General features: G+C 64.4%; 26 protein-coding genes. 8 read left to right on the top strand and 18 right to left on the bottom strand.

Features of this window, described 5'->3' with window-relative positions:
- Positions 1-17: 17 nt before the first annotated feature.
- From ACVW16_RS05705 to ACVW16_RS05690, 4 genes are read right to left on the bottom strand one after another with little or no spacing between them, the layout of a single operon-like run.
- Positions 18-833 (bottom strand): ABC transporter permease, encoded by an 816-nt coding sequence (locus ACVW16_RS05705; protein ID WP_456704387.1) that lies wholly within the window; start codon positions 831-833, stop codon positions 18-20.
- The gene (locus ACVW16_RS05700; protein WP_456735591.1) at positions 820-1,653 is read right to left on the bottom strand and encodes an ABC transporter permease; all 834 of its coding nucleotides are present in this window, start codon (positions 1,651-1,653) and stop codon (positions 820-822) included. Before ACVW16_RS05700 ends, ACVW16_RS05705 begins: the two co-directional genes overlap by 14 nt.
- Positions 1,654-1,668: 15 nt before the next feature.
- On the bottom strand, positions 1,669-2,730 hold the full coding sequence (locus ACVW16_RS05695; RefSeq protein WP_456735590.1) for an extracellular solute-binding protein: 1,062 nt from the start codon (positions 2,728-2,730) through the stop codon (positions 1,669-1,671).
- A 19-nt stretch (positions 2,731-2,749) separates the two neighbouring features.
- On the bottom strand, positions 2,750-3,826 hold the full coding sequence (locus ACVW16_RS05690) for an ABC transporter ATP-binding protein (RefSeq protein ID WP_456735589.1): 1,077 nt from the start codon (positions 3,824-3,826) through the stop codon (positions 2,750-2,752).
- A 157-nt stretch (positions 3,827-3,983) separates the two neighbouring features.
- On the opposite strand from ACVW16_RS05690, the gene ACVW16_RS05685 reads away from it, so the two are divergent.
- Positions 3,984-4,910: a LysR family transcriptional regulator gene (locus tag ACVW16_RS05685; protein ID WP_456704383.1), complete on the top strand. Its 927-nt coding sequence runs from the start codon at positions 3,984-3,986 to the stop codon at positions 4,908-4,910.
- 20 nt (positions 4,911-4,930) lie between these two features.
- Here ACVW16_RS05685 and ACVW16_RS05680 read toward each other — a convergent pair whose 3' ends face one another.
- Positions 4,931-6,103 (bottom strand): M20 aminoacylase family protein, encoded by a 1,173-nt coding sequence (locus ACVW16_RS05680; protein WP_456735588.1) that lies wholly within the window; start codon positions 6,101-6,103, stop codon positions 4,931-4,933.
- A gap of 498 nt (positions 6,104-6,601) precedes the next feature.
- Here ACVW16_RS05680 and ACVW16_RS05675 point away from each other — a divergent pair, with 498 nt between their 5' ends.
- Positions 6,602-7,189: a TetR family transcriptional regulator gene (locus ACVW16_RS05675; RefSeq protein ID WP_456735587.1), complete on the top strand. Its 588-nt coding sequence runs from the start codon at positions 6,602-6,604 to the stop codon at positions 7,187-7,189.
- 15 nt (positions 7,190-7,204) lie between these two features.
- On the opposite strand, the gene ACVW16_RS05670 is transcribed toward ACVW16_RS05675, so the two are convergent.
- Complete coding sequence (locus ACVW16_RS05670) at positions 7,205-7,510, bottom strand: hypothetical protein (protein WP_456704380.1); 306 nt, start codon at positions 7,508-7,510, stop codon at positions 7,205-7,207.
- Between the two features lie 198 nt (positions 7,511-7,708).
- Here ACVW16_RS05670 and ACVW16_RS05665 point away from each other — a divergent pair, with 198 nt between their 5' ends.
- A complete protein-coding gene (locus ACVW16_RS05665; RefSeq protein ID WP_456704379.1) occupies positions 7,709-8,449 on the top strand; it encodes a metallophosphoesterase family protein in 741 nt (246 codons plus the stop codon).
- Positions 8,450-8,455: 6 nt separating this feature from the next.
- Positions 8,456-9,904, top strand: a complete 1,449-nt coding sequence (locus ACVW16_RS05660; protein WP_456735586.1) for a serine/threonine protein kinase — start codon at positions 8,456-8,458, stop codon at positions 9,902-9,904.
- Positions 9,905-9,910: 6 nt separating this feature from the next.
- On the opposite strand, the gene ACVW16_RS05655 is transcribed toward ACVW16_RS05660, so the two are convergent.
- From ACVW16_RS05655 to rpe, 4 genes are all read right to left on the bottom strand, one after another.
- Positions 9,911-10,102 carry a hypothetical protein gene (locus tag ACVW16_RS05655; RefSeq protein ID WP_456735585.1) on the bottom strand — a complete coding sequence of 64 codons (192 nt, stop codon included), beginning with the start codon at positions 10,100-10,102 and terminating at the stop codon, positions 9,911-9,913.
- 24 nt (positions 10,103-10,126) lie between these two features.
- Complete coding sequence (locus ACVW16_RS05650; protein ID WP_456735584.1) at positions 10,127-10,306, bottom strand: hypothetical protein; 180 nt, start codon at positions 10,304-10,306, stop codon at positions 10,127-10,129.
- A 4-nt stretch (positions 10,307-10,310) separates the two neighbouring features.
- On the bottom strand, positions 10,311-10,445 hold the full coding sequence (locus ACVW16_RS05645) for a hypothetical protein (protein ID WP_456704375.1): 135 nt from the start codon (positions 10,443-10,445) through the stop codon (positions 10,311-10,313).
- A gap of 160 nt (positions 10,446-10,605) precedes the next feature.
- Positions 10,606-11,307, bottom strand: coding sequence for a ribulose-phosphate 3-epimerase (gene rpe, locus ACVW16_RS05640; protein WP_456735583.1), 702 nt, complete (start codon positions 11,305-11,307; stop codon positions 10,606-10,608).
- Positions 11,308-11,560: 253 nt separating this feature from the next.
- On the opposite strand from rpe, the gene ACVW16_RS05635 reads away from it, so the two are divergent.
- The gene (locus tag ACVW16_RS05635; RefSeq protein ID WP_456735582.1) at positions 11,561-12,352 is read left to right on the top strand and encodes an EF-hand domain-containing protein; all 792 of its coding nucleotides are present in this window, start codon (positions 11,561-11,563) and stop codon (positions 12,350-12,352) included.
- A 16-nt stretch (positions 12,353-12,368) separates the two neighbouring features.
- Here ACVW16_RS05635 and ACVW16_RS05630 read toward each other — a convergent pair whose 3' ends face one another.
- Entirely contained in the window at positions 12,369-13,364 is a 996-nt protein-coding gene (locus ACVW16_RS05630; protein ID WP_456704372.1) for a P1 family peptidase, read from the bottom strand.
- Positions 13,365-13,421: 57 nt separating this feature from the next.
- The gene (locus ACVW16_RS05625) at positions 13,422-16,202 is read right to left on the bottom strand and encodes a PAS domain S-box protein (protein ID WP_456735581.1); all 2,781 of its coding nucleotides are present in this window, start codon (positions 16,200-16,202) and stop codon (positions 13,422-13,424) included.
- Positions 16,203-16,478: 276 nt separating this feature from the next.
- Here ACVW16_RS05625 and ACVW16_RS05620 point away from each other — a divergent pair, with 276 nt between their 5' ends.
- Complete coding sequence (locus ACVW16_RS05620) at positions 16,479-16,865, top strand: response regulator (protein WP_456735580.1); 387 nt, start codon at positions 16,479-16,481, stop codon at positions 16,863-16,865.
- A 75-nt stretch (positions 16,866-16,940) separates the two neighbouring features.
- Here ACVW16_RS05620 and ACVW16_RS05615 read toward each other — a convergent pair whose 3' ends face one another.
- The 5 genes from ACVW16_RS05615 to ACVW16_RS05595 all read right to left on the bottom strand — a co-directional run bounded on the left by ACVW16_RS05615 (position 16,941) and on the right by ACVW16_RS05595 (position 22,053).
- Positions 16,941-18,059 carry a branched-chain amino acid ABC transporter substrate-binding protein gene (locus ACVW16_RS05615; protein WP_092228003.1) on the bottom strand — a complete coding sequence of 373 codons (1,119 nt, stop codon included), beginning with the start codon at positions 18,057-18,059 and terminating at the stop codon, positions 16,941-16,943.
- 171 nt (positions 18,060-18,230) lie between these two features.
- Complete coding sequence (locus tag ACVW16_RS05610; RefSeq protein WP_456704369.1) at positions 18,231-18,974, bottom strand: ABC transporter ATP-binding protein; 744 nt, start codon at positions 18,972-18,974, stop codon at positions 18,231-18,233.
- Positions 18,971-19,801, bottom strand: a complete 831-nt coding sequence (locus ACVW16_RS05605) for an ABC transporter ATP-binding protein (RefSeq protein ID WP_456704368.1) — start codon at positions 19,799-19,801, stop codon at positions 18,971-18,973. The genes ACVW16_RS05610 and ACVW16_RS05605 overlap by 4 nt, the downstream gene beginning before the upstream one ends.
- A complete protein-coding gene (livM, locus tag ACVW16_RS05600) occupies positions 19,798-21,123 on the bottom strand; it encodes a high-affinity branched-chain amino acid ABC transporter permease LivM (RefSeq protein WP_456735579.1) in 1,326 nt (441 codons plus the stop codon). Before livM ends, ACVW16_RS05605 begins: the two co-directional genes overlap by 4 nt.
- 12 nt (positions 21,124-21,135) lie before the next feature.
- Positions 21,136-22,053, bottom strand: coding sequence for an ABC transporter permease subunit (locus tag ACVW16_RS05595; protein ID WP_456704366.1), 918 nt, complete (start codon positions 22,051-22,053; stop codon positions 21,136-21,138).
- A 282-nt stretch (positions 22,054-22,335) separates the two neighbouring features.
- Here ACVW16_RS05595 and ACVW16_RS05590 point away from each other — a divergent pair, with 282 nt between their 5' ends.
- Positions 22,336-22,527 carry a hypothetical protein gene (locus tag ACVW16_RS05590; protein WP_456735578.1) on the top strand — a complete coding sequence of 64 codons (192 nt, stop codon included), beginning with the start codon at positions 22,336-22,338 and terminating at the stop codon, positions 22,525-22,527.
- Between the two features lie 169 nt (positions 22,528-22,696).
- A complete protein-coding gene (locus ACVW16_RS05585) occupies positions 22,697-23,227 on the top strand; it encodes a hypothetical protein (protein WP_456735577.1) in 531 nt (176 codons plus the stop codon).
- Here ACVW16_RS05585 and pcaC read toward each other — a convergent pair.
- Positions 23,189-23,581 (bottom strand): 4-carboxymuconolactone decarboxylase, encoded by a 393-nt coding sequence (pcaC, locus tag ACVW16_RS05580; protein ID WP_456704363.1) that lies wholly within the window; start codon positions 23,579-23,581, stop codon positions 23,189-23,191. The genes ACVW16_RS05585 and pcaC overlap by 39 nt on opposite strands.
- Positions 23,582-23,626 lie beyond the last annotated feature (45 nt).

The following is a 23,626-nucleotide window of genomic DNA, read 5'->3' as shown; positions in this document are numbered from 1 at the left end:
GGCACGAAAATCTCCGTTCAGCGCATCTGCCGGGTCAGTCCGGCGAAGCGTTCGGCAAGCAGCATCAGGATCAGGGTGGCGATCACGATCGCGCCTGAGGCGGCTGCGGTGCGAACGTCGAGATTGGTCTCGATCTGTTGCCAGAGATGAATCGGCAGCATCTCGGTGCGCTCGTCGGCGAGGAACAGCGACACCGGAACGTTGTCGAAGGAGGCCATGAAGGCGAGAAAGGCGCCCGCGCCAATGCCGGGCCCGATCAGCGGCAGGGTGATGCGGCGAAACGTCGTCAGGCGATCGGCGCCGAGACTCTCGGAGGCCTCGAGCAAACTGGCATCGAGCTGCGACAGGGAGGCGAGGGTCGTTCTCAGTACGAAAGGCACGCAGACGATGCCATGGCCGAGCACAAGGAGGGGAATGCTCGGCGAGAGGCCGAGCCTGTTGATGAAGATCAGCGCGGCAAAGCCGAATGACAGCGCAGGCAGGAGCAGCGGTGACATGAACAGCAGGTCGGCTGCGCGCATCATCGGCGAGCGGCTGCGCGCGATCGCGAGCGCTGCGGCCGTGCCGCATATCGTCGACAGCAGCGTGGTCCAGAACGCCACGATCAGACTGTTCAGCCCTGCGCGCTGCATCTGGTCGGCGTCGAGCAGCGCGACATACCAGCGCAATGAGAACCCGGGCGGCGGAAATCGCAGGGATTGCGATGACGTGAGCGAGGTCAGCAGCACGACTGCGGTAGGCAACATCAGGAACAGCAAGGCGATGGCCGCAAGCAACCCGAAGACGAATTTGAGCGACAGGGCTTCCCAGCGGATTCGTCTAAGCCCGGCCATGAATCTCGCTCCTGCGGCCGATAGCGCCGAGCACGCCGACGACGATCATCACCGTGACCATGAAGATGATCGACAGCGCCGCGGCGAACGGCCAGTTATTGGCGCCGACCGCCTGCTGGTAGATATCAAGCGGCATGTAGATCAGCCGCGCCCCGCCGATCAGAGTCTGCGTGACGAAGGCCGTGATGCTCGCGGCGTAGGTCAGGATGCAGCCGGCGATGATGCCGGGCAGCGACAGCGGCAGCGTGATGCGGAAGAAGGTGCGCCATTCGCCGGCCCCGAGCACGCGCGAGGCATCGCCAAGATTCGGGTCGAGCTTCGACAGCACGGTGAGGATCGGCAGCACCATCAGCGGCATCTGCACCTGGGCAAGCACCATCACGACACCAACCTCGGTATAGAGCAGTCGCAGCGGCTCGTTGCTGAGGCCGAGCCCCATGACGATTTGGTTGAGCAGGCCCTGCCGGCCCAAAATCACGATCCAGGAAAAGGTGCGGACCACCACTGAGGTCAGGATCGGAAGGATGACCAGGAACACCAGCACGCTCTGCCAACGTGCGCCGGCGCGTGCGCAGAGCCAGGCGACGGGGTAACCGAACAACAGGCACACTAACGTTGCCTTGACGCCGAGCAGGAGCGTATCGATCAGGATCGAGTAGCTGAAGGGATCGCTGAAGAACTTCGCGTAGTTGCCGAGTGTCCAGCCCTGCATGGCGATGTCGCCATGCAGGGACAGCAGGAGGAGGACCACGAGCGGCGCGACAAAGAATGCCGTGAAGAGGGCGGCAAGCGGCAGGACGAGCCTTGAATCGGCCTCCATCGCCAGGTCTCCCCCTTAAAGCTTGATCTCGCGGTTGAAGCGATCGATCAGCGCGCCGCGCTGGGGGTTGATCTTTTCCCAGTTGATGGTGCGGATCTTGGCGATATCGTCGAGCGTCCTGGCCAGCGATTTGGTGATGGCGCCCCCGAGTTCGACCTTCGCATTGGTCGGAATGACGTCATAGGGCGGCTTCAGCAGCTTCTCCTGAGTCGCTGCGGCCAGATGCAGGTCGATATATCGGACTGCAAGCTCGGGCTCGGCGGCGCCTGCGACGATGTGCAGGCTGGTCGACCAGCCGACCGGGCCGGTCGCCGGGACCATGAATTCGACCGGCACGTCTTTGGCCTTGAGCGTCTGGACGAAGTTGAAATTGTAGGGAGCGATATCGATCTGCTCCTGCTGCCACAGCGTCGCGAACGCGCCGAGATTGGCGCCGATCGCACCGACATTCGGCAAGAGCTGCTTCAGGAACTTGAACGCCGGCTCGAAATCCTCGTCGGTGCCGCCCTTGAGGCGGTTGATCTCGGCAAGGAAGGCGATGCCGAGCTGGCTGTTGAGCGCGGTCAGGCCGACGCGGCCTTTGTATTTTGGATCGAGCAGATCGTCCCAGCTCGTCGGCGGAATCTTGATCTTGTCGGGATTGTAGCCGAGGCCGATCACCTGCATGGTGATCTTCGGGCCCCATTTGTCCTGGGCGGTCGGCAGCAAGTCCTTGTAGTTGGGCGACTGCGCGATGGGATATTCCACGATCAGGCCTTCGCGGACCGCATCGATCACCTGCGGTGCGTCGAAGAACGCAACGTCGAACGGCGGCTTATTGCCCTTGGCGGCAACGAGCCGCGATACCTGGTCGGTGCCGAGGATGATGGATTGCGTAACGGCGGCGCCGGTCAGCTGCTTGAACGCCGGTGCGATGACGTCGCGGTCCGCCTCGTTCCAGGTGCCGGGGAAGGTTGCCGCGATCAGCGTCTTGTTCTGTGCGTGCGCGACGGGCGGCAGGCTCGCCGCGAGCGCGAGGCCGCCGGCGCTGCGCAACAGGCGCCGGCGATCGATCGTAACGGTTCTGAATGATGTCATGGCGGCGTTCTCTCCGGACTCAGGATGCGGGGAATACATGGCAGGCCGCCGGTGAGGCCGGTGCCAGATAAACGGTCGCGCCGACCGGGCGCAGCGCGCCCTCGGCATCGCGGGTCTCCGCGACCTTGAGCGAGGGGCCCGCGGTCAGCGCGACGTCGTAGACGACCTGCGCGCCGAGCGGCAGCACCGTGGTGATGATCGCGGTGAAGGCGCCATCGGACGGAGCTGGTCGGAAGCGCAACTGCTCAGGACGGATCGACACGACGACCGCGTGCCCCTGCTGAAGTGTTTTGTTCGGGCTGATGGGGAGAACGTGGCCGTTCTCGAGCCGAACGGCAGAACCTTCGATGAATTCACCGCGCAGCACGTTGGTGGTTCCGACGAATTCGTTCACGAACAGCGTTTGCGGCGTGTCGTAGATGCCGGTCGGGGTCGAGATCTGCTCGATGCGCCCGCGCGACATCACCGCGATCCGGTCGGCCATCGACAGCGCCTCCTCCTGGTCGTGGGTGACCAGGATGGTGGTGATGCCGGATTGGCGCTGGAGGCGTTTGACCTCGATTTGCATGTCGAGGCGCAAATTCTTGTCGAGGGCTCCGAAGGGCTCGTCGAGCAGCAGGACTTTGGGATCGATGGCGAGGCAGCGGGCCAGCGCCACGCGCTGCTGCTGGCCACCGGACAGTTCTCGCGGCCTGCGGCTGGCGAATTCGCCCATATGGACGAGATCGAGCATCTCGGCGACGCGCTTGGCGATGCGCTCGCGCGGCCATTTGTGTGCCTGGAGGCCGTAAGCGACGTTCTCGCCGACGCTCATGTGCGGAAACAGCGCGTAGTTCTGGAAGACGATGCCGACGCCGCGCTCCGCGGGCGACAGGGCATCGGCTATGCTGTCGTCGAACAGGACGCGGCCTTCGCTCTGCCGGATGAAGCCGGAGATGATCCGCAGCAAGGTCGACTTGCCGCAGCCGGACGGGCCGAGCAGGGCGACGAGCTCGCCGCCGGCGATATCGAGGTTGATATCCCGCACGGCCGTGCTCGCGCCGAACCGGTGCGTGATGGCGTCCAGCCGGAGCCGATGCGAGCGAGACGCAGTCAAGAACGTTTTGCCCCAAAACCTGCGACGGGCACCTCGCAGCGGTCGAAGGAAATCACCTCGGCGCACATGTTCGGCTCAATCACCCATTGCCGTCCAGCACAGAATAGGCAATTCTCCATACGCAAAATTAGAATGGGTGCGGGCAGGTGCAGGTCACGTGAGAGGGTCGCTCGTTCCGGCGGCATTGCGCTATGCCGACCAGGTGGCGCGGTCCGGATCGATCCAGAGCGCTGCCCGGGAAATGAATATCGCGGCGTCCGCCATCAACCGGCAGATCCTGCTTCTGGAGCGCGATCTCGGCGTCACCCTGTTCGAGCGCGTGACCGGCGGCATGCGGCTGACGCCGGCGGGCGATGCGCTGGTCGCGCTGACGCGCCGTTGGCGCTCGGACGAGCGGCGGGCCAATGCCGAGTTCAAGCAGCTGCAGGGCGTCAACCAGGGCCATGTGCGTCTCGTTGCGATGGACAGCCATGTCAACGGATTCCTGCCGCGGTTCGTGAGCGAGCTGAAGGGGCGCCATCCCCGCATCTCGCTCGAGATTCAGGTCGGCGGCACGGATGATGCGCAGACCGCGCTGCTGTCCGGAGCCGCCGATCTGATTGCCGCCTTCAATCTCAATCCGCACCGTGAGATCCATGTGCTGTGGCGCCGCGAGCTGCCCTTCGGCTGCGTAGTCGCGCCGAACCATCCGCTGGCCCAGCGCAAGACCACCAGCATGCAGGAAGTGGCAGGCTATCCCATCGTCCTGCAAAACAAGGCATTGGCGATCAGGCGCTACCTCGAGGCACGCCATGGCTGGCTGTTGTCGGAGGGGACGATCGAGACCAATTCGCTGCAACTGGTGAAGCGCCTCGCGGGGAGCGGCAACTACGTTGCTTTCACCTCCGAGCTCGATGCCGCCCCCGAGCTCGTCAGCGGCGCGCTGGTGTTCGTGCCCGTACGCGACAAGGGGGCCGATCCGCAGACCGTGAGTGTGGCCATCGATGCGCGCAAGCCGTTCCCGAAGATCGCGCGAATCGTCGCCGACGGGCTTGCCGCCGGCATGGATGCGGATCTGCAGGACGTGCGTCGCCGCACGTCCTGATGCTCGGCAAATCGGCGTATCTAGCCCGCCGGCATTGCCGTCTCGATCAGGCGCACCCAGAACGAGGCGCCGTGGCCGAGGATGTTGTCGTTGAAGACGTAGGCCGGGTGGTGGCACGCCGGGCTGTCGCCCATGCCGACCAGCACCATCGCGCCGGGGCGCTCCTCCAGCATGAACGAGAAGTCTTCCGCGCCCATCATCGGAATGATGCGGTCGTTGACGCGCTCGCTGCCCACGATGTCACGGGCCACGTCGGCGGCAACACCGGCTTCGCGCGGATGATTCATCGTCACTGGATACATCCGCGAGTATTTCGTCTCGGCAGTGCCGCCATAGGCGCGGGCGACGCTGTCGGCGACTTCGCCGATGCGGCGCTCGACCAGATCGCGCACCTCAGGGTCGAGCGTGCGCACGGTGCCGCTGAGCTCGGCGGTCTCCGGGATGATGTTGAAAGCGGTGCCGGCGTGGAATTGCGTCACCGAGATCACCGCCGATTTCAGCGGATCGACGTTGCGGGCGACGATCGATTGCAGCGCGTTCACGATCTGCGAGCCGATCAAGACGCTGTCGATCGCCTGGTGCGGCGTGGCGCCGGCATGACCGCCCTTGCCGCGGACGCTGATCTGGATGTTGTCGGAAGAGGCGAGCAGCGGGCCTGACGTGGTGGCGAAATGGCCTTCGGGCAGGCCCGGCATGTTGTGCATGCCGTAGACCTGCTCGATGTTCCAGCGCGTCATCAGGCCGTCCTCGACCATGGCCTTGCCGCCGCCACCGCCTTCCTCGGCGGGCTGGAAGATGAGGATTGCGGTGCCATCGAAATTGCGCGTCTCGGCGAGGTACTTTGCGGCGCCGAGCAGCATCGCGGTGTGGCCGTCATGGCCGCAGGCATGCATCTTGCCGGGGACCTTCGAGGCGTAGGGCACATCGGCGGCTTCCATGATCGGCAGCGCATCCATGTCGGCGCGCAGGCCGATCGCCTTGCCGGAGCCGGATTTGCGGCCGCGGATCACCCCGACGACGCCGGTGCGGCCGATGCCCGTCACCACCTCGTCGCAGCCGAACGCGCGCAACTTCTCGGCGACGATGCCGGCGGTCCGATGGACCTCGTAGAGCAACTCAGGGTTCTCGTGAAAGTCATGGCGCCAGGCGGCCATTTCGTCGGAGAGGGCGGCGATGCGGTTGACGATGGGCATGGGGGGTCCGCTTCTTGTTATGAGTTCTTGGGCGGGTGAGCGTAGCGTAAGCCACCGCTGTGTCACAGGCGCTTGTCGATCAGGCCCGCGGGTGGGCGGGAGCCCTCCTGATGGCAAAAGTTAACTGTCAATCACGTATCATTGACTGACAGATATTGAAATCTGTCAGCGAGACGTGTATATCCGTTCCCGGACGCTCCGATTGGGTGTCCCGTGGCCACCTCCGGGGGGAGCCCGACATCCGAAATCCACTCGGATCGAGGGTCGTCATTCAAGGGCGAGGGTCGCGGACGAATGGAGACCAAGACAATGACGATCGAAATCATCAATCTCACCGGCACGATTGGGCACTGGCTCAATCTGCTGGTCGCGCGCCAGATCGCGGCGCAGGCTGCAAAACTGCCTCATTGAGGCGAGAGCTTTCCGAAACGACCAGGTGGGGCGCTTCGGAAGCAGCTCCATCGCCGGGTCAACCCTGAACGGGAACAAGGTGCTGGCATGAACGAAGCCGTTATCCTGACGCCGGAACGGATCCTCGAAGTCACCGAGGACGTCTTGCGGCGCTACGGACTCGCCAAGGCCACCGTGGTCGATGTTGCCCGTGCGCTCGATGTGAGCCACGGCAGCGTCTACCGCCATTTCCCGAGCAAAGCCTCGCTGCGCGAAGCCGTCGCCAAACGTTGGCTCGACCGCATCGACGCGCCGCTTCTGGCAATCGCCAGGGAGCAGGGGCCCGCGGCCGATCGGCTCGACCGCTGGCTGCGCACGCTCTTTGCTGCAAAACGTTCGCGCGTGCTCGACGACCCTGAAATGTTCGAGACTTATCTGACCCTGGCGCGCGAGGCCTGTGCGGCCGTCAGGTGCCACAAGGATACCATGATTGACCAGATCGCGGCGATCCTGTCCGACGGCGTCAAGCAGGGCGTGTTCGCGGTTGACGACGTCAAGGTCACGGCACGCGCACTGTTCGATGCGACCTGTCGCTTCCATCATCCGGCGCATGCCGATGAGTGGAAGGATGCCGAGCTGCCGGCGCGTGTCGATGCGACGCTCGCGCTGGTGCTGCGCGGATTGAAGGCAGGCTAGGTCGCTACGCCCGACTCACCCTCTCGCCTTGTGAAGAGGTCCGTCCGCGCGAACCGCGGGCGAAGCTGCCGCATGCCTGCGCGCGTGGAGCCCGCCGTTGGATGCCGGCACGATCGGCGGACTCTCCGGATAGGCATTGATCGCGATTTCGACAGTGTCCTTCGACCGCTTTCGAAGGTGATAGAATGTCAGCTCCTGATTGAGCATGGGACACCGGAAGCGGACGACGGCGGTATCAGGCAGCCGACAGAGTTCGTCGATGAGCTCGCCTACCGTAATGATCGGAGGATGGGCGGTTTCCTTGTGATGACCCGTACTCATGAGGCCTACTCCTTCGCTCTGCCATTAACCGGAGCTGAACGGTCTTCGTTCCAATCACCTCGTCCCTGCAGCCATCCGAAATGCCGCCCAAGGACGAGCAATAGTCCCCATCGCCCCAGTGGGCGGCTGGTAAAGCGCCTCGCGCAGGCGCATCTTTTCTCTATCAGCCCCCAGTAAGACTTTGAGGGTGGAGGGTGCGTGCTTCTCGCTGTCTTCTCGGATATCCATGGCAACCGGCAGGCATTCGAGGCGTGCCTGAAGGCGGCCCGCGCCAGGGGCGCGGAGCGGTTCGTCCTGCTCGGCGATTTCGTGGGCTATGGTGCCGACCCGGAATGGGTCGTGGATACCGTGATGGAGCTGGTCGCCCAGGGCGCCGTTGCCGTCCGCGGCAATCACGACCATGCGGTGAACTCCTCGTCCGAGACCATGAACAATGAAGCGCAGATCGCAATCGAATGGACGCGCGGACGGCTCGACCCCGCGCAGCGCCGGTTTCTCGCCGAACTGCCGATGCTCGTCGAGGACGGCGACCGTCTGTTCGTGCACTCGGAAGCCTCGCAGCCCCAGCGCTGGCACTACATCCGCTCGACGGCGGATGCCGCCAAGAGCCTGATATCGACGACGGCTCACGTGACCTTCTGCGGCCACATCCATCGTCCCGCGCTCTATTCGATGTCGGTGACGGCGAAGATGACGGGCCTCGTGCCCAAGACCGACGTTTCGGTGCCGCTGCTGCGCGGCCGGCAATGGCTCGCCGTGCTCGGTGCCGTGGGCCAGCCGCGCGACGGTGATCCGTCGGCGGCGTTCGCGCTGTTCGATACGGCATTATGCCAAATCACGTATTGTCGCGCGCCCTATGACATCGCGAGCGCGGCGAACCGGATCCGCGGGAACGGCCTGCCGCACTGGCTCGCCGACCGCCTGTCGGAGGGGCGGTAGAGACCGATGCCGATACCTCTCGTCAAGTCAGGCGCCGTCATCGACGGTTACACCATCGGCGAATGCGTGCATGCCGGCGGCATGGCGACGCTCTGGACCGTCACCCATGCCGATATTGACGTGCCGCTATTGATGAAGATCCCAAGGGCGTCCGAAGGCGAAGATCCCGCCGCGATCGTGTCCTTCGAGATGGAGATGATGATCCTGCCGCGGTTGACGGGACCCCATGTACCGCACTGCTACGGCACCGGTGATTTCGCGCATCAGGCCTATGCCGTGATCGAGCGCATTTCGGGAACGACCCTCTACAAGCGGCTGCCCGACCTGCCGCTGCCTTACGACGAAGTGCGGCTGCTCGTCGCAAAAATCGCGACCGCCCTTGCCGATTTGCACCGGCAGAACGTGATCCATCACGATATCAAGCCGAGCAGCATCATGTTCCGCGGGAATGACGAGAAGGCGCGGGGCGAGGCCGTGCTGATCGACTTCGGCCTGTCTCATCACAATCATCTGCCCGATCTGTTGCAGGCGGAGTTCCGCCTGCCTTACGGCACTGCGCCCTATATGGCGCCGGAACGGCTTCGAGGGGTGCGCGACGATCCGCGCAGTGATCTGTTTTCCCTGGGCGTGCTGCTCTATTTCTTCACCACCGGCGAACGTCCCTTTGGCGAGGGCGAGACGCTGCGCGCGATGCGGCGTCGGCTGTGGCGCGATCCTTATCCGCCGCGCGCGCTGCGCAGCGACTATCCGCCCTGGCTCCAGGAGGTGGTGCTGCGGTGCCTGGAGATCGAGCCGGACTGGCGCTATCCGACGGCAGCTCAGCTGGCCTTCGATCTGACCCATCCGGACCAGGTCAAGCTCACCGCGCGCGCGGAACGCCTGAAGCGCGATCCTCTCACTGTGGCCTGGCGGCGCCGCTTCAACCCCGACGTCAAGCCGCAGGGCGGGAGATCCGATGTTGCGACGCAAATTGCGATGAGCCCGATCGTCGCAGTCGCGCTGGATACGGCCGAGGGTGAGCCGGAACTGAACGAGTCGCTACGGGTCACCACGGAGCGCATCCTCGCGACCCTGCCGTCGGCACGGCTGGCCTGTGTCAACGTGCTGAAGCTCAACCGCATCGCCATCGACAAGACGCTGGATGAGCAGGGCTCCAACAAGCATATCGACCGCCTCGTCGCGCTCCGGCATTGGGCGACGCCGTTGAAGCTCGACGAAAGCCGGCTATCGGTTCATGTGCTGGAAGCCGTCGATCCTGCCGCCGCCGTGTTGGAATTTGCCGAGGTCAATCAGGTCGACCACGTCATCATCGGTGCCCGGCAAGGCTCGTTCAGGCGCACGTTGCTCGGAAGCGTCTCGGCCAAGGTGGCCGCGGAGGCGACCTGCACCGTCACCGTCGTGCGGCCGCCGCGAATGGCTCTGCCAGAACCGGATGCCGGCGTGGTGTGGGGCTAGGACAGATCAGGCGGCCTGGGCGGCGGGGACGGCACGTTTGCGGCGGATCGGCCAGGAGAACTGGGGAGCGGGTTCGCCGTGATCCACGCTGCCGCCAAAATACTGAATGATCTCGCGGCAGGGTTGGCAGCTGAAGAGGTTGCGCGAGGCGGCTGCCTTGTCCATTTCCTTGAAGCAATTCGGGCAGTGCGGTTTCATGGTTTCAATCCGGAAAAAGGGGTCTCAGTGTCGACGCTGTGAGGCGAACGAATGATCGAGGTCGGTATTGTCGGGGCGGGAATCATCGTCGAGCGTACCTTCGGCGCGTTCGAGGCGGCCGAAGAAATAATCGAGGTTCGGATGCGGACGACGCGGGATTCGGCAACGGCGCTTCGGCTGAAGCTTGGTGAGGGCGATCTGCATGGGATCAGGCCCTGTCGCGGCGGATGACAGGCGTGGAACGCGCCGGGACTTTGTCCGGGCCGGCCGATGGGCCAAACACGACGAACGCGCTGAAACCGATCCACAACGCCACGCCAGTCCAAACCAGGGTCGTCGTCATGATGTGCTCCCGTCAAAAGCAGACGGGAGTTAGTAGCGGTGATTTGCGCGAATCAGTGAAGCCCGGATGAGTACGGATCATAGTTGCAATTTTAAGCAATGCCCGCTGTGGCCTCCGTACAAGCCGCAGGTTTTCGGCGCTTTCCGAGCCTCGCTACAGCTCAGATCGCTTCGCCGCGTGCGCCCGCGGCGGCGTTGCGGATCGCCGCGATGTTGGTCTTGTAGGCCTCCTGCGTGCCGCCCCTGAACACGGACGTGCCGGCGACGAAGGCATTGGCGCCGGCCGCTGCGAGCGCGCCCGCGACGTCGGGGCCGACGCCCCCGTCGACCTCGATGTCGACGGCCCGTCCCGCGGTCATCGCGCGGATGTCGCGGATCTTGCCGATCGCGGCGGGAATGAAAGCCTGGCCGCCGAAGCCTGGATTGACCGACATCACCAGCACGAGGTCGACGAGGTCGAGCACGTATTCCAGTACGCTGATCGGCGTGCCCGGATTGAGCGAGACGCCGGCCTTCTTGCCGAGCGCGCGGATCGCCTGCAGCGAGCGGTGCAAATGCGGACCTGCCTCGGCATGCACGGTGATGTGGTCGCAGCCGGCCTTGGCGAAGGCTTCCAGATAGGGGTCGCAGGGCGCGATCATCAGATGCGCATCGAAGATCTTCTTGGTGTGCGGGCGCATCGCCTTGATGACGTCGGGGCCGTAGGAGATGTTCGGCACGAAGTGGCCGTCCATCACGTCGAGATGGATCCAATCGGCGCCGGCCGCGTCCACCGCGCGAACCTCCTCGCCGAGCCTGGAGAAATCCGAAGCCAGGATCGAGGGGGCGATGGCCAGGGGGCGGGGGGCGAAGGCTTGGGTCATGGCGCGGTTTCCCGTGGCAGCGGAAGGACGAACGGCCTCGCCTAACATGGGCCTCCCGGCCCGGCAATGCGCGGAGGATCAGCTTCCTGTGGGCGGAAAATTCTGCCGGTGGCGGCATGAATTGCCGATGTTCCCGGTGCCCATAAAGCGCGGCCGGGCTGGATTACATTGAGCTTTTCGCGCTGGCACGACGCTTGCTGACCTCAACGGCGGAACATTGGCCGCGGCATGCCGCATCGGTTGGAGTTGTGCAATGTTGTTTGCTCTTGGTGCGGTCTCGAGTGCGCTCGATGCCATTCAATCGCTGACGAGCTCGAAATCGTCCGCGACGCCGCAGGCGGGCTCGTCGCAAAATGCGGCGAGCAATCCCTTTGCGATCGACGGCAGCAACAGCGGCACGTCCAGCAGTGCGGCTTCGTCGGCGAATGCGGGCTATTATCCGCAGATCTCGCCGGACACGATGAATGCGTTGTTCGCCGCGCAAAGCCGGTCGACGGACCCGGCCAGCTCGACCTCGACGGACCGCGACGCAGCGCTGAAAGACCTGTTCTCGCAACTCGACGCGAATGGCGATGGCCAGATCAGCAAGTCGGAGTTCGAGAATGCGCTGGGCGCGGGCGGCACCAATCTGGCGCAGGCCGACGACGTGTTCTCCAAGCTGGATACCGATTCCGACGGCAGCGTCAGCCTCGACGAGATGTCGAAGGCGCTGAAGGGCGCCGGCGGCCATCATGGCGGCCACCACCACGCGCAGGCGGCGAGCGGCTCGGGCGATGCGTCGGGCAGCGGCTCGGATTCCAAGTCGTCATCGTCGAGCGGCGGCTCGACCACGACCACCTCGACCAGCGCCGACGGCTCGACCACGACCACCGTCACCTACGCCGACGGTTTCAAGATGACGACGACCGTGCCGGGCGCCTCCAGCTCTTCGAATGGCTCCGGCGCCGGCAATACGCCCTATGACTGGTTTGCGCAGATGATGCAGAGCCAGGGACAGGGATCATCGGCGAACGGGGCCTCCTCCTCGATCTCGATAAGCGTCTGACGCGCTTTTTGAGGCCTCAGCCGAACCGGTCCTTCCATGCCGGCTGCGCGCCCGGGAACGGCAGCGCGGTTGCGCTGTAAACGCCGCGGGCGATCGCGCGGGCGACCACGTTGGCGGCGACCATGCCGAGCTCGGTCAGGCCGACGACCGGATCGATCGGCTTGACACATGTCGCGGCGGCAAACAAAACGTCACCATCCGTCGGGGCATGAACCGGGTAGATCGCGCGCGCAAAGCCGGTATGCGCGATCATCGCCAGCCGCTTGGCCTGCGGCTTGGTCAACACCGCATCGGTGACGACGACGCCGATCGTGGTGTTCTCGCGCTCGTTTGCGGCGGGGCCGCCCTTGACGCGCATCTTGAGCATGTCGTCCGTGAACGCCTCGGGCAGCCCGCGGCCGCCGAACTCGCCATCGACCTCGAACGGCGCCGCCCAGAACCACGGTCCGTCGCCGACGGTGGCGCTACCGACCGCATTGACGGCGATGAGCGCCGCGACCGTGACCCCATTGCTGGTCACCGCGGAGGCCGAGCCGAGCCCGCCCTTGAATGTCGCGGTGGTGGCGCCCAGGCCGGCGCCGACGCTTCCGATCGCAAAGCCCGTTCCGGCGGCGACCGCCGCGGCGTAGCCGAGATCGCGATAGGGCGCGAAGCGGCCCCAGGCCTTGTCGCCGCCGTTGAGCAGATCGAACAGGATCGCGCCCGGCACGATCGGAATGAGCGCCTCGCGGACGCGGAAGCCGCGGCCCTGCTCGGCGAGCCAGGCCTGCACGCCGCCGCCGGTCTCGATACCGAAGGCGGAGCCGCCCGACAATGCGATCGCGTCGACGCGCTCGACCGTGTTGGCGAGGTCAAGCAACGCATCCTCACGGGTGCCGGGGCCGCCGCCGCGGACGTCGATCGCCGCCACCGCCGGCTGGTCGAACACGATGGCCGTGGCACCAGAGGCGAGCTTCGCGTCATGGGCATGGCCGACGCGAACGCCGGCGACGTCAGTGAGGAGGTTTTTCAAGGGCGGCACTCCATGCGGCTAGCATGGCTTCAGCGATAGCCCACGCCAGCGACGGGCTCAACTCGCCAGCGCCGTCCTGAGCATCCTGGCGAGTTCCGACTTGCGGTAGGGCTTCGCCAGCAGCAGCACGCCGGAATCGAGCCGGCCGTGATGGACGATGGCGTTTTCCGTGTAGCCCGAGGTGAACAGCGTCTTCAGCTCCGGGCGCCGCCGTGCCGCCTCGTCGGCGAGCTGGCGGCCGTTCATGTTGCCGGGCATGATGACGTCGGTGAAGAGCAGGTCGATGTCCTCGTCCGCATCGATGATGTCGAGGGCTTCGGCCGCGTTGGCCGCTTCGAGTGCGGCATAGCCGAGGCTCTTGACCTGGGTCACGACATACTGCCGCACCAGCGCGTCGTCCTCGACGATCAGGATCTTCTCGTTGCCGCCGGCGATGGGCACATTCTGCAGCACCTCGTATTCGGTCTCCTGCACGCCGGTGGAACGCGGCAAATAGATCTTCACGCTCGTGCCGTGGCCTTCCTCGCTGTAGATCTTGATGTGACCGCCGGACTGCTTGACAAAGCCGAACACCATGCTGAGGCCGAGGCCGGTGCCCTTGCCGACCTCCTTGGTGGTGAAGAAAGGATCGAACACCCGATCGAGCAGGGCGGCCGGAATTCCCGATCCCGTGTCGCTGACCGCGATCATCACGTATTTGCCGGCGACGACGTCGACATTCATGCTGGCATAGCCGTCGTCGAGGAAGATGTTGCGGGTTTCAAGCACCAGGGTGCCGCCGTCCGGCATGGCATCGCGTGCGTTCAGCGCGAGATTGAGGATCGCGGTGGAAAGCTGGCCCGGATCGACCAAAGCGGGCCAGGCATCCTCGGTGAGCTGCGGCATGATGGTGATCTGCTCGCCGAGCGTGGGGTGCAGCAGCTTGGTGGCCTCGAGGATCAGCGCATTGACGTCGATCTCGCGCGGCTGCAGCGGCTGCTTGCGGGCGAAGGCGAGCAGATGCTTGGTCAGCTGCGCGCCGCGCTCGGCGGCATCGTCGATCAGCTTGGTGATGGCGGCAAGCTCCGGCCGGTCGGCGACTGCGTCCGCCAGGATACCGATCGTGCCGGTGATGACGGTGAGCACGTTGTTGAAGTCGTGGGCGACGCCGCCGGTCAGATGGCCGATCGAATCCATCTTTTGGACCTGCCGGAGCTGGGCCTCCGCCGCCTGTTTGTCGGTGAGGTCGCGGCCGATGAAGAAATGGCGCTTCACCGGCTCCGACCAGGTGCCCATCCAGTTCAGCGTGACCTCGTGTCCGTCGTAATGATAGTAGCGCGCCTCGAAGCTGCGCTTGATATGACCGCGCCGGGCCGCGCGCATCTCCTCGCGCGTCCTCTCGAGATCGTCGGGGTGGATGAACTCTGTCGCGCTGTGCCCGATCATGTCTTCCGGAGTGAAGCCGAGAATCTCCTTCACGCTCGGGCTGACCTGGATGAAATTGCCGAATCCGTCGGTGACCAGGATCAGGTCCTGCGAGGTCTCGAAGATGCGCTGGCGCTCCTCGATCTCGCGGCGCAGCTTTTCTCGTGATTGCTTCTCCTCGGTGATATCGTGGGCAATCTTGGAGACGCCGATGATCTCACCACTGACTGATTTCAAGGGAGAGATATTGAGCACGAGGTCGATCGGGCGCCCGTCCTTTCGCACACGGACGGTCTCCTGCTGGGCGATCGTTTCGTTGTTGCTGACGCGGTTGAGAATGCTTCTGACCTCTGCCTTGCGATCCTGCGGCACGATCATCTCGATGGACTGGCCGATGGCCTCCGCTGCGGAATAGCCGAGCAGGCGCTCGGCGGCCTTGTTCCAGCCCGTGATGATGCCGTCGAGGGATTGGGTGATGATGGCATCGTTGGAGGACTCGACGACCGCACCGTAGAGTGCGAGGCGCTTGTCGTAGTAGTCGCGCTCCGAAGCCGATTGCTCGCGCAACCGGCCGAGGAGGCCCATCGTGGTGGCCTGGAGGCGAACGTTCTCGATCAGGAGCACGGCGAGCACGAAGCTCGCAGCGCCAAGGCCGTAGAGCCGGCCGGCATAGAAGCCGAGATCGTAGCGCGCAACGTTGGCGATCGCCGACAATGCGATGTCGAACAGCCAGGCGCACATGGTGACCATCAGCCAGATGTCGATCACCGTATGCGGCTTGCGGAGCCACAACGTGATCAGCGCCGCGAAGCTCAAGGACCAGACGAATGATACCACCCCGATCATGGTGGTGGTGTAGCGACCGTCCTTCAACAGGACGGGCAGCAGATCGTGCTGCGCCGTGACGACCCAGGCGATGACGATCATCGCGGCGATCACGCCGAGGACGGCGACCACGATCGAGCGCCCGGTCGGTCCCTCGACCTTGGGGCCACCGTCGGCATCCTTCAGCCAGCCATAGGCCAGCACCAGCAATGGGAAACCGCCGTGCCAGATCATGTAGAGCCAGACCGTGGTCTGGGACCCGGCGCCCAGCAGTCCGGTCGGCGCGAACAGCCCTGGGAAGGTCAGGGCGTGGGTTACCGCCGACGCTGCGGTGAACAGATAACCGGTGGACAGCAGCAGCAGTGCGCGGCTGCGCAGCACATAGAATTGCGACAGCAGCAGAACGGCCGTGATGATGTCGCTGACCGTGAGCGCCGATTGATAGCTCGCCACGAAGCCCGGTACCTGGGCCAGCGGCGTGCCCGCGAAGGGCACGGCGATTGCGAACAGGATCGCGGAAACCCCGACGATCGCCAATGCTCCAGCGCGATCGCGCTGCGTGGCCGGCAAGGTCGAAAGGAATGTGCTTCGGTCGTTCTTTGCGTGCACGTCAACCTCTCGCTAGGTCGATGGGGTAGTCCACGTGGCTTCGTTGGCCGGCTGCCTTGGATTGTCGGCTCTCGCCTCCATGGTAGCCGGCTCCGGGCGCGTGTCCTGGGGGAACGTGCCCACGACTCAACCGAGGGTTACAGCTTACTTAACTCGGACAGGGAATCGGAATAGGAAGTCGGTAAGGTTGGCTTTACTGGACGGACCCCATACTGGCCGGGCGCCCCCCGCCGTTGAATTGAACCAGTTAATGATACGAATCCGGGAGTTGTTCCCATGCCCCGTGTCCTTGTTGTCGATGATCAAAAGGACGTCCGTGCCATGGTCTCGATTGTTCTTCGGGTCAACCAATACGACGTGGTCGAGGCGGAGAGTGGCGCGGCGGGCCTGAAGGCGTTCGGCGAGAACGTTTTCGATGCAGCGATCGTCGACATTTTCCTGACCGATGCCAGCGGGATCGAGGTCATAGCAGCTATTCGCGAACGGATTCCCGGATTTCCGATCGTGGCGATATCCGGGATGACGGCGCTGGATTTCATGGGCGAGGCACCCGGCCTCGACGGCGTGATATGCCTGCAAAAGCCGTTTCGGCCGAACGACCTGCTGCAGGCGCTCCGGAAGGCGCAGGAAGCGGCGGGCGACGAGCTTTTCGCAGCCGTCTGACGGCGTGCCGAAACAAAACGCCCCGGCGAGCCGGGGCGTTGACGCTGGTGGAGTTAAAAGGTCAGCAGTCCTGTCTCAAGTGCCGTTGCCCTTGATCTGGGCGTAGCCGCCCTTGGCGTCCCACTTGTAGACGACGTAGTCGAGCTGCTTGATGTCGCCCTTGGCATCATACTCGATCGGGCCGATCACGGTGTCCCACTTGCCGGCCTTCATCGTTTCCATGACCTTCTTGGGGTCGGTGGTGCCGGCCTTCTTGGCTGCCTGCGACCAGACCTGCATCGCCGCGTAGGTGTAGAGCGTATAGCCTTCGGGGTCGATATTCTTGGCCTTGAAGGCGTCGACGATCTTCTTCGCGGTCGGCTTCTCGCGCGGATCGGGACCGAAGGTGAACAGCGTGCCTTCGCCGGCGGGGCCGGTGATGGAGGCGTATTCCTTGTCGGCGAGCGCGTCGCCGGCCATCAGGATCGTCTTGAGCCCCTGGTCGCGCATCTGGCGCAGGATCAAGCCGCTTTCCTGGTGGTAACCGCCGACATAGACGAGATCGATGTTGTCCTTCTTCAGGCGCGAGACGATCGCGTTGAAGTCCTTGTCGCCCTTGTTGTAGGACTCGTACATCTTCTCGGTGATGCCGGCCTTGTTGAGCGCCTTCTTGGTCTCATCCGCCAGACCCTTGCCGTAGGTGGTCTTGTCGTTGAGGATCGCGATGTTCTTGCCCTTGAAGTTCTTGGCAATGTATTGCGCGGCGATCAGGCCCTGCTGATCGTCACGGCCGCAGACGCGCGCCACGTTCCAGAGCTTGCGCTCGGTGAACAGCGGGTTGGTCGAGGCAGGCGTGATCTCGAGCACGTTGCCGTCGGCATAGGCTTCGGACGCCGGGATGGACGACGACGAGCAATAGTGCCCGGCGACGAACGGAATCTTCGCGCTTGCAATCTTTTCCGCGACCGAGCGGGCCTGCTTGGGATCGCAGGCGTCGTCCTCGACATCGAGCGCGAGCTTCTTGCCGTTGACGCCGCCGGCGGCGTTGATGTCTGCCACGGCCATGTCGGCGCCGTTCTTCATCTGTCGGCCGAAGGCGGATTCAGTGCCGGTCATCGGACCTGCAACTGCGATGGTGACATCCTGCGCGAATGCCGCGCTCGACAGCGCGACCGACGCGCCGAATGCCAGACCGATGAGTTTCAGTGACTTCATGAGATACCTCGCGGGTGATCGCCTGTGGAAGTTGCCGGGTTGGCCCGGTTCAAACCGGCGCCATTCTTGAATGAATCCCGGGAGAAGTCACCGGCAAAATACGGGCATGAGCGCAGATATTTCGGCGCATTCGGCCGCGCCGAACCCGGCTCCACGAGGAGGCGGGCGGCCTCAGCCGTGGCGGCCACCTTCCAGATAGGCGGCGCGAATCTCGGGGCGCTGCAGCAACTCGGCACCGGTTCCGGCCAACGTGATCAGGCCATTGACCATGACGTAACCGCGGTGGGCGAGCTTGAGCGCATGATTGGCGTTCTGCTCGACGATCAGGACGGTCAGGCCGTCCTGCCGGTTCAGGACGCGGATGGCATCAAAGATCTGTCGGGCGATCAGCGGCGCGAGGCCCAGCGAGGGCTCGTCGAGCAGGAGCAGGCGCGGGCGGCTCATCAGGGCACGGCCGATCGCCAGCATCTGCTGCTCGCCGCCCGAGAGCGTGCCGCCGCGCTGCGCATAGCGCTCTTTCAGGCGCGGAAACAACGTGAACACGCGCTCCAGCGTCGCCTCGCGCTCCGCATCGGTGCACTCCGTGGCGTCCGCGCCCATCTGGAGGTTCTCCGCCACGCTCATGCGCGGGAAGATACGGCGGCCCTCCGGCGACTGCGCGATGCGCAAGTGCGCGATCTCGTGGGTAGGGACGTCGGTGATGTCGCGGCCTTCGTACAGGATCTGCCCGGCGCGGGCACGCGGCCTGCCGAAGATCGTCATCATCAACGTCGATTTGCCGGCGCCGTTGGCGCCGATCAGCGCGACGATCTCGCCTGGATTGATCGCGACATCGACTCCCTTGAGCGCCTCGATCTTACCATAGGCGGCGCGCAGGCTGCGGATCGCGAGCAGGGGGGTGGGAGCGGACGTCACGTGCCGCCCTCCATTACGGCCGCAGCCTCTTCCTCGTCCGTGCCGAGATAGGCCGCGATCACCTTGGCATCGTCGCGCACCTCCCGCGGCGTGCCTTGCGCGATCTTCACACCATGATCCATCACCACGATGTGGTCTGAGATCTCCATCACCACCGACATGTCGTGCTCGATCAGCAGGATCGAGGTACCGTCACTGCGGATCGAGAGCAGCAGCTCGCTGAGCGCGGCGCTCTCGCGTGCATTGAGGCCGGCGGCGGGCTCGTCCAGGCACAGAAGCGCGGGCTCGGTGCACATCGCGCGCGCGATCTCGAGCCGGCGCTGGTCGCCATAGGCGAGATTGCCGGCGGCGTCGTCGGCGCGATCGAGCAGATTGATGCGCCTGAGCCAGTCGGTGGCGAGCGCGATCGCCCGTTTTTCGGCATCGCGGTAGGTGGGCACGCCGATCAGGCCGAGAAACGTAAAGCCCGACGCGCGCATCAATGCGTTATGCTGCGCCACCATCAGGTTCTCCAGCGCCGTCATGCCGGGAAACAGCCGGATGTTCTGGAAGGTGCGGGCGACCTTGGCGAGCTTGGCGATTCGGAAATCGTTGAGCCGCTCCAGCGCGATTTGCCGGCCATCATCATGGGAGAGGCGGATGGCGCCGCCGGTCGGCTTGTAGAAGCCGGTAATGCAGTTGAAGACGGTGGTCTTGCCGGCGCCGTTCGGTCCGATCAGCGCGGTGATCTTCTTGCGTTCGGCCGCAAACGACAGGTCCTGCACGGCGACGATGCCGCCGAAACGCATGGTGAGCCGGTCGACACTGAGAATTGTATCCTCGCTCATCCGTGCCCCTCCTTGACCAGGTCGGAGGAGATCGTTTGCGCCTTGGTCAGATACACGGTCGGCGCGCGATGGCCGATCAGGCCGCGCGGCCGCCAGATCATGATCAGCACCATGGCGATGCCGAACACCAGCATGCGGTAGGTCTCGAGGCTGCGGAACAGCTCGAAGCCGCCGATCATGGCGAGCGCCGCCAGCGCGACGCCGAGCTGCGAGCCCATGCCGCCGAGCACGACGATGGCGAGCACCAGCGCCGATTCCTGGAAGGTAAAGGATTCCGGGCTGATGAAGCCCTGGCGCGTCGCGAAGAACGCGCCCGCAAAGCCGCCGAACATGGCGCCGGTCGCGAACGCCGTGAGCTTCGTCGTCGTCGTGTTGATGCCGAGCGCGCGGCAGGCGACCTCATCCTCGCGCAACGCTTCCCAGGCGCGTCCGATCGGCAGGCGGCGCAGGCGGATCGTCACCCAGTTGGTCAAAAGCGCCAGCGCCAGGATCAGGTAGAACAGGAAGACGATGCGATGGGTCGGCGAATATTCGATGCCGAGTTTGGCAGCCAGCCCGTCGTCGCTGTTGTCGAGCGGAATGCCGAAGAAGGAGGGACGGGGAATGCCCGAGACGCCGTTGGGCCCGCCGGTGAGATCCTGCCAGTTGATGATGACGAGGCGGATGATCTCGCCGAAGGCGAGCGTCACGATTGCGAGATAGTCGCCGCGCAGGCGCAGCACGGGGAAACCGAGCAGCACGCCCCAGAACGCGGCAAGGATGCCGGCGAGCGGCAGGCAGACCCAGAACGACCAGCCGAAATTGGTGGCGAGCAGCCCGTAGGAATAGGCGCCGACTGCGTAGAAGGCGACGTAGCCGAGATCGAGCAGGCCGGCGAGCCCGACCACGACGTTGAGGCCCCAGCCCAGCATCACATAGGTGAGCACGAGGATCGCGAGGTCGAGGATGTAGCGCTGGTTATAAAAGATGACAGGCACCAGCAGCGTGAAGATCAGGAGCGCGGGCGCAAGGTAGCGGCCGATGAAGGAGACGCCGTTCTGCACCGAAGCGGGCACGAGCTTCTCGGCGCCGGTCGGGCCGATCCATTGCCGCAGCAGCTCGATCACGATCGAGCCGCCGAACACCGCGGCGACGAGCGAAGCGAGGTCGCCGAAGCGCGTCCAATAGGTGAGCTGGCCGTCGGAGCCCGCCTCGGTGCGGATACCGACCATCAGCGAGAACAGCACCAGCGCAATCACCGCGTTGATGAACGCGGTCTTCAGGAGGAACGGGATGCCGGCGGTGCGACGTGTGTTGGTGGTCTCGTGCGAGCTGGCTGTCACGCGGGCGGTCCGTCAGACTTTTTCGACTTCGGGACGGCCGAGCAGGCCGGTCGGCATGAAGATCAGCACGACGATCAGGATCGAGAATGCGGCGACGTCCTTGTACTCGACCGAGAAATAGGCCGACCAGAACGTCTCGATCAGGCCGATCGCGAGACCGCCGAGCATGGCGCCGGGTAGCGAACCGATTCCGCCGAGCACGGCGGCGGTAAAGGCCTTGATGCCGGCGACGAAGCCCATGAAGAAATCGACCAGGCCGTAATAAAGCAGGTACATCAGGCCGGCGACCGCGGCGAGCGCGGCCCCGATCACGAAGGTCATGGAGATGGTGCGGTCGACGTCAACACCAAGCAGCGCCGCCATGGTCTGGTCCTGCTCGCAGGCACGCATGTCGCGCCCGAGCCTCGTGCGCGAAACCAGCCAGGTGAAGATGGCCAGCAGCACGATGGTGGTGAGGACCACCATGATCTGGATGTTCGACAGCTGGATGACGAAGCCGTTGGCGCTCTCATGCAGTGTGTAGCCGCCTTTGATGAAGGGCGGGATCGGCTTGACCCGCGCCCCTTGCGCAACCTGCGAGTAGTTGGTCAGCACGAACGACATGCCGATCGCGGACAGCATCGGCGCAAGGCGGAAGGAGTGGCGTAGCGGCCGATACGCGATGCGCTCGATGGTCCAGCCATAGAGTGCGGTAATTGCCATCGAGACCAGCAGCACCACGAGAAGGATCACCGGGATCGCGGTCAACCCGAGCGAGATCAGGATCAGGAAGGTGATGAGTGCGATGAAGCCGCCGATCATGAAGATGTCGCCATGGGCGAAATTGATCATGCCGACTATGCCGTAGACCATCGTGTAGCCGATCGCGATCAGGCCGTAGATGGAACCAAGCACGAGGCCGTTGATGAGCTGCTGGGCGAAATAATCCATGCGCTGCCGTTACCAACCTGACGCGACTGAAAGGGAAGCCTTCGAGAGAGTGCTTACGCTTCTTCTCGGGCCCCGGCAGCCCCTCGAGCGTTCTTCCCGTTTTGTAACAGGAGGGAACTGGTGCCTGCAACTGCCCGGCCTCGGCATTGAGGGCTTGTACAGAGTCATTTCGGCGCCGGGTGCCAAAATCTGGTTCCCGCAACGAGGAACCGGCTCTGCAGGGCAACCAAATCAGCCCCAGGCCGTTATCCCGAGTGACGTCCAACAAGGGAGTTTCCCCCAATGACGAAGCAGCAGAACCAGAATCCGGGCCAGCAGAACCAGAGCCCTGGTCAGCAGCGCCCAAGTCAGCAACCAGGGCAGCAGCAGGGCGGAGGCCAGAAACCCGGACAGCAGCAGCAGGACCCGATGCGCCAGGGCGACAACAAGCCGGGCCGGCAGCAGGGTGGTCAGCAGGACAACAGATTGGATTGAAGGTCGAGGGAGTAGCAGGAAGGGGGCCCGCCGGAAGGCAGGGCCCCTTTTCTTTGGGGAAACGGGCCAGTTAAGGTAAACAAAGGGTTTAAATTGCCGCTACACTCCGATGCGCGTTAGCTCCCGGCAAAGCCTTCCGTCCGAGGGCAGTGACGAAACGGGAAGCGGCATGTTCAGGAATTGGCGGATCGGCTCGATCAACGGCGCGCTGCTGGCGGCCTATTTCATTCCGGCCTGGACCATGGTCGCCTTCAACATTGTCGTGGCGCCGGTGCACGGCCTCTACGAGCGGCCGAGCGTTGCCGTGGCGCTGTTCCTCAGCGACGAGCTTCAGATGTCGGGCATGAGCACCGTGCGCGCCGCCTGGCTGCTGGCGCTCGGGCGACTGACCGTCGTGGCGTTCTTCGCGATCTATCTTGCGCTGCTCGCCATTCCCCGCACCCGCAGGAGCGGGAGCAGCGACGAGGCGCTCGGCATCGCGCTTGCGATCGGGAGCCTGATCTCGTTTGCGAGCATGGTGATGGCATCGAAGGTGGGCGAGATGGCCGCGCTCCGGCTGCATGCAACCGAGCTACTGCTGCTGCTGGGTGCCGCGGTCGTGCTGGTGATCGAGCGGCCCGCGCCGGCGCCGAAGACCGTCGACGTCGCGAAGGCCGCGCCGCTAGCTCTCGAGCAAGCCGAGCTCCTGCACAACAGCTGAGGCCTCCTTGACGGCGTGGTTCGCCGCCGGAACACCGCAATAGATCGCCTGCTGCAACAGAATTTCCTTGATGTCGTCGGGGCTGAAGCCACCTTCGGCGAGTGCCGCGCGCACATGCAGGCGGAATTCATCCCATTGTCCGAGCGCGACCATGGTGCCGATCACGAGCACCCGGCGCGTGCGCTCGTCGAAATGCGGTCGCGTCCAGATCTCTCCCCAGGCGTAGCGGGTGATCATGTCCTGGAAGTCGGTGTTGAAGGCATTGCGGTTGGCGATCGATTTGTCGACCCAGGCATCGCCCAGCACCTTGCGGCGTACGGTCATGCCGGCATCGCGGCGCTTCTGGTCGTCCATGATTGTTTCCTCCTTCGTCATTGCGAGCGGAGCGAAGCAATCCAG

Source organism: Bradyrhizobium sp. USDA 4474, assembly GCF_054057515.1.
This window is presented reverse-complemented; position numbering and strand designations above follow the sequence as displayed.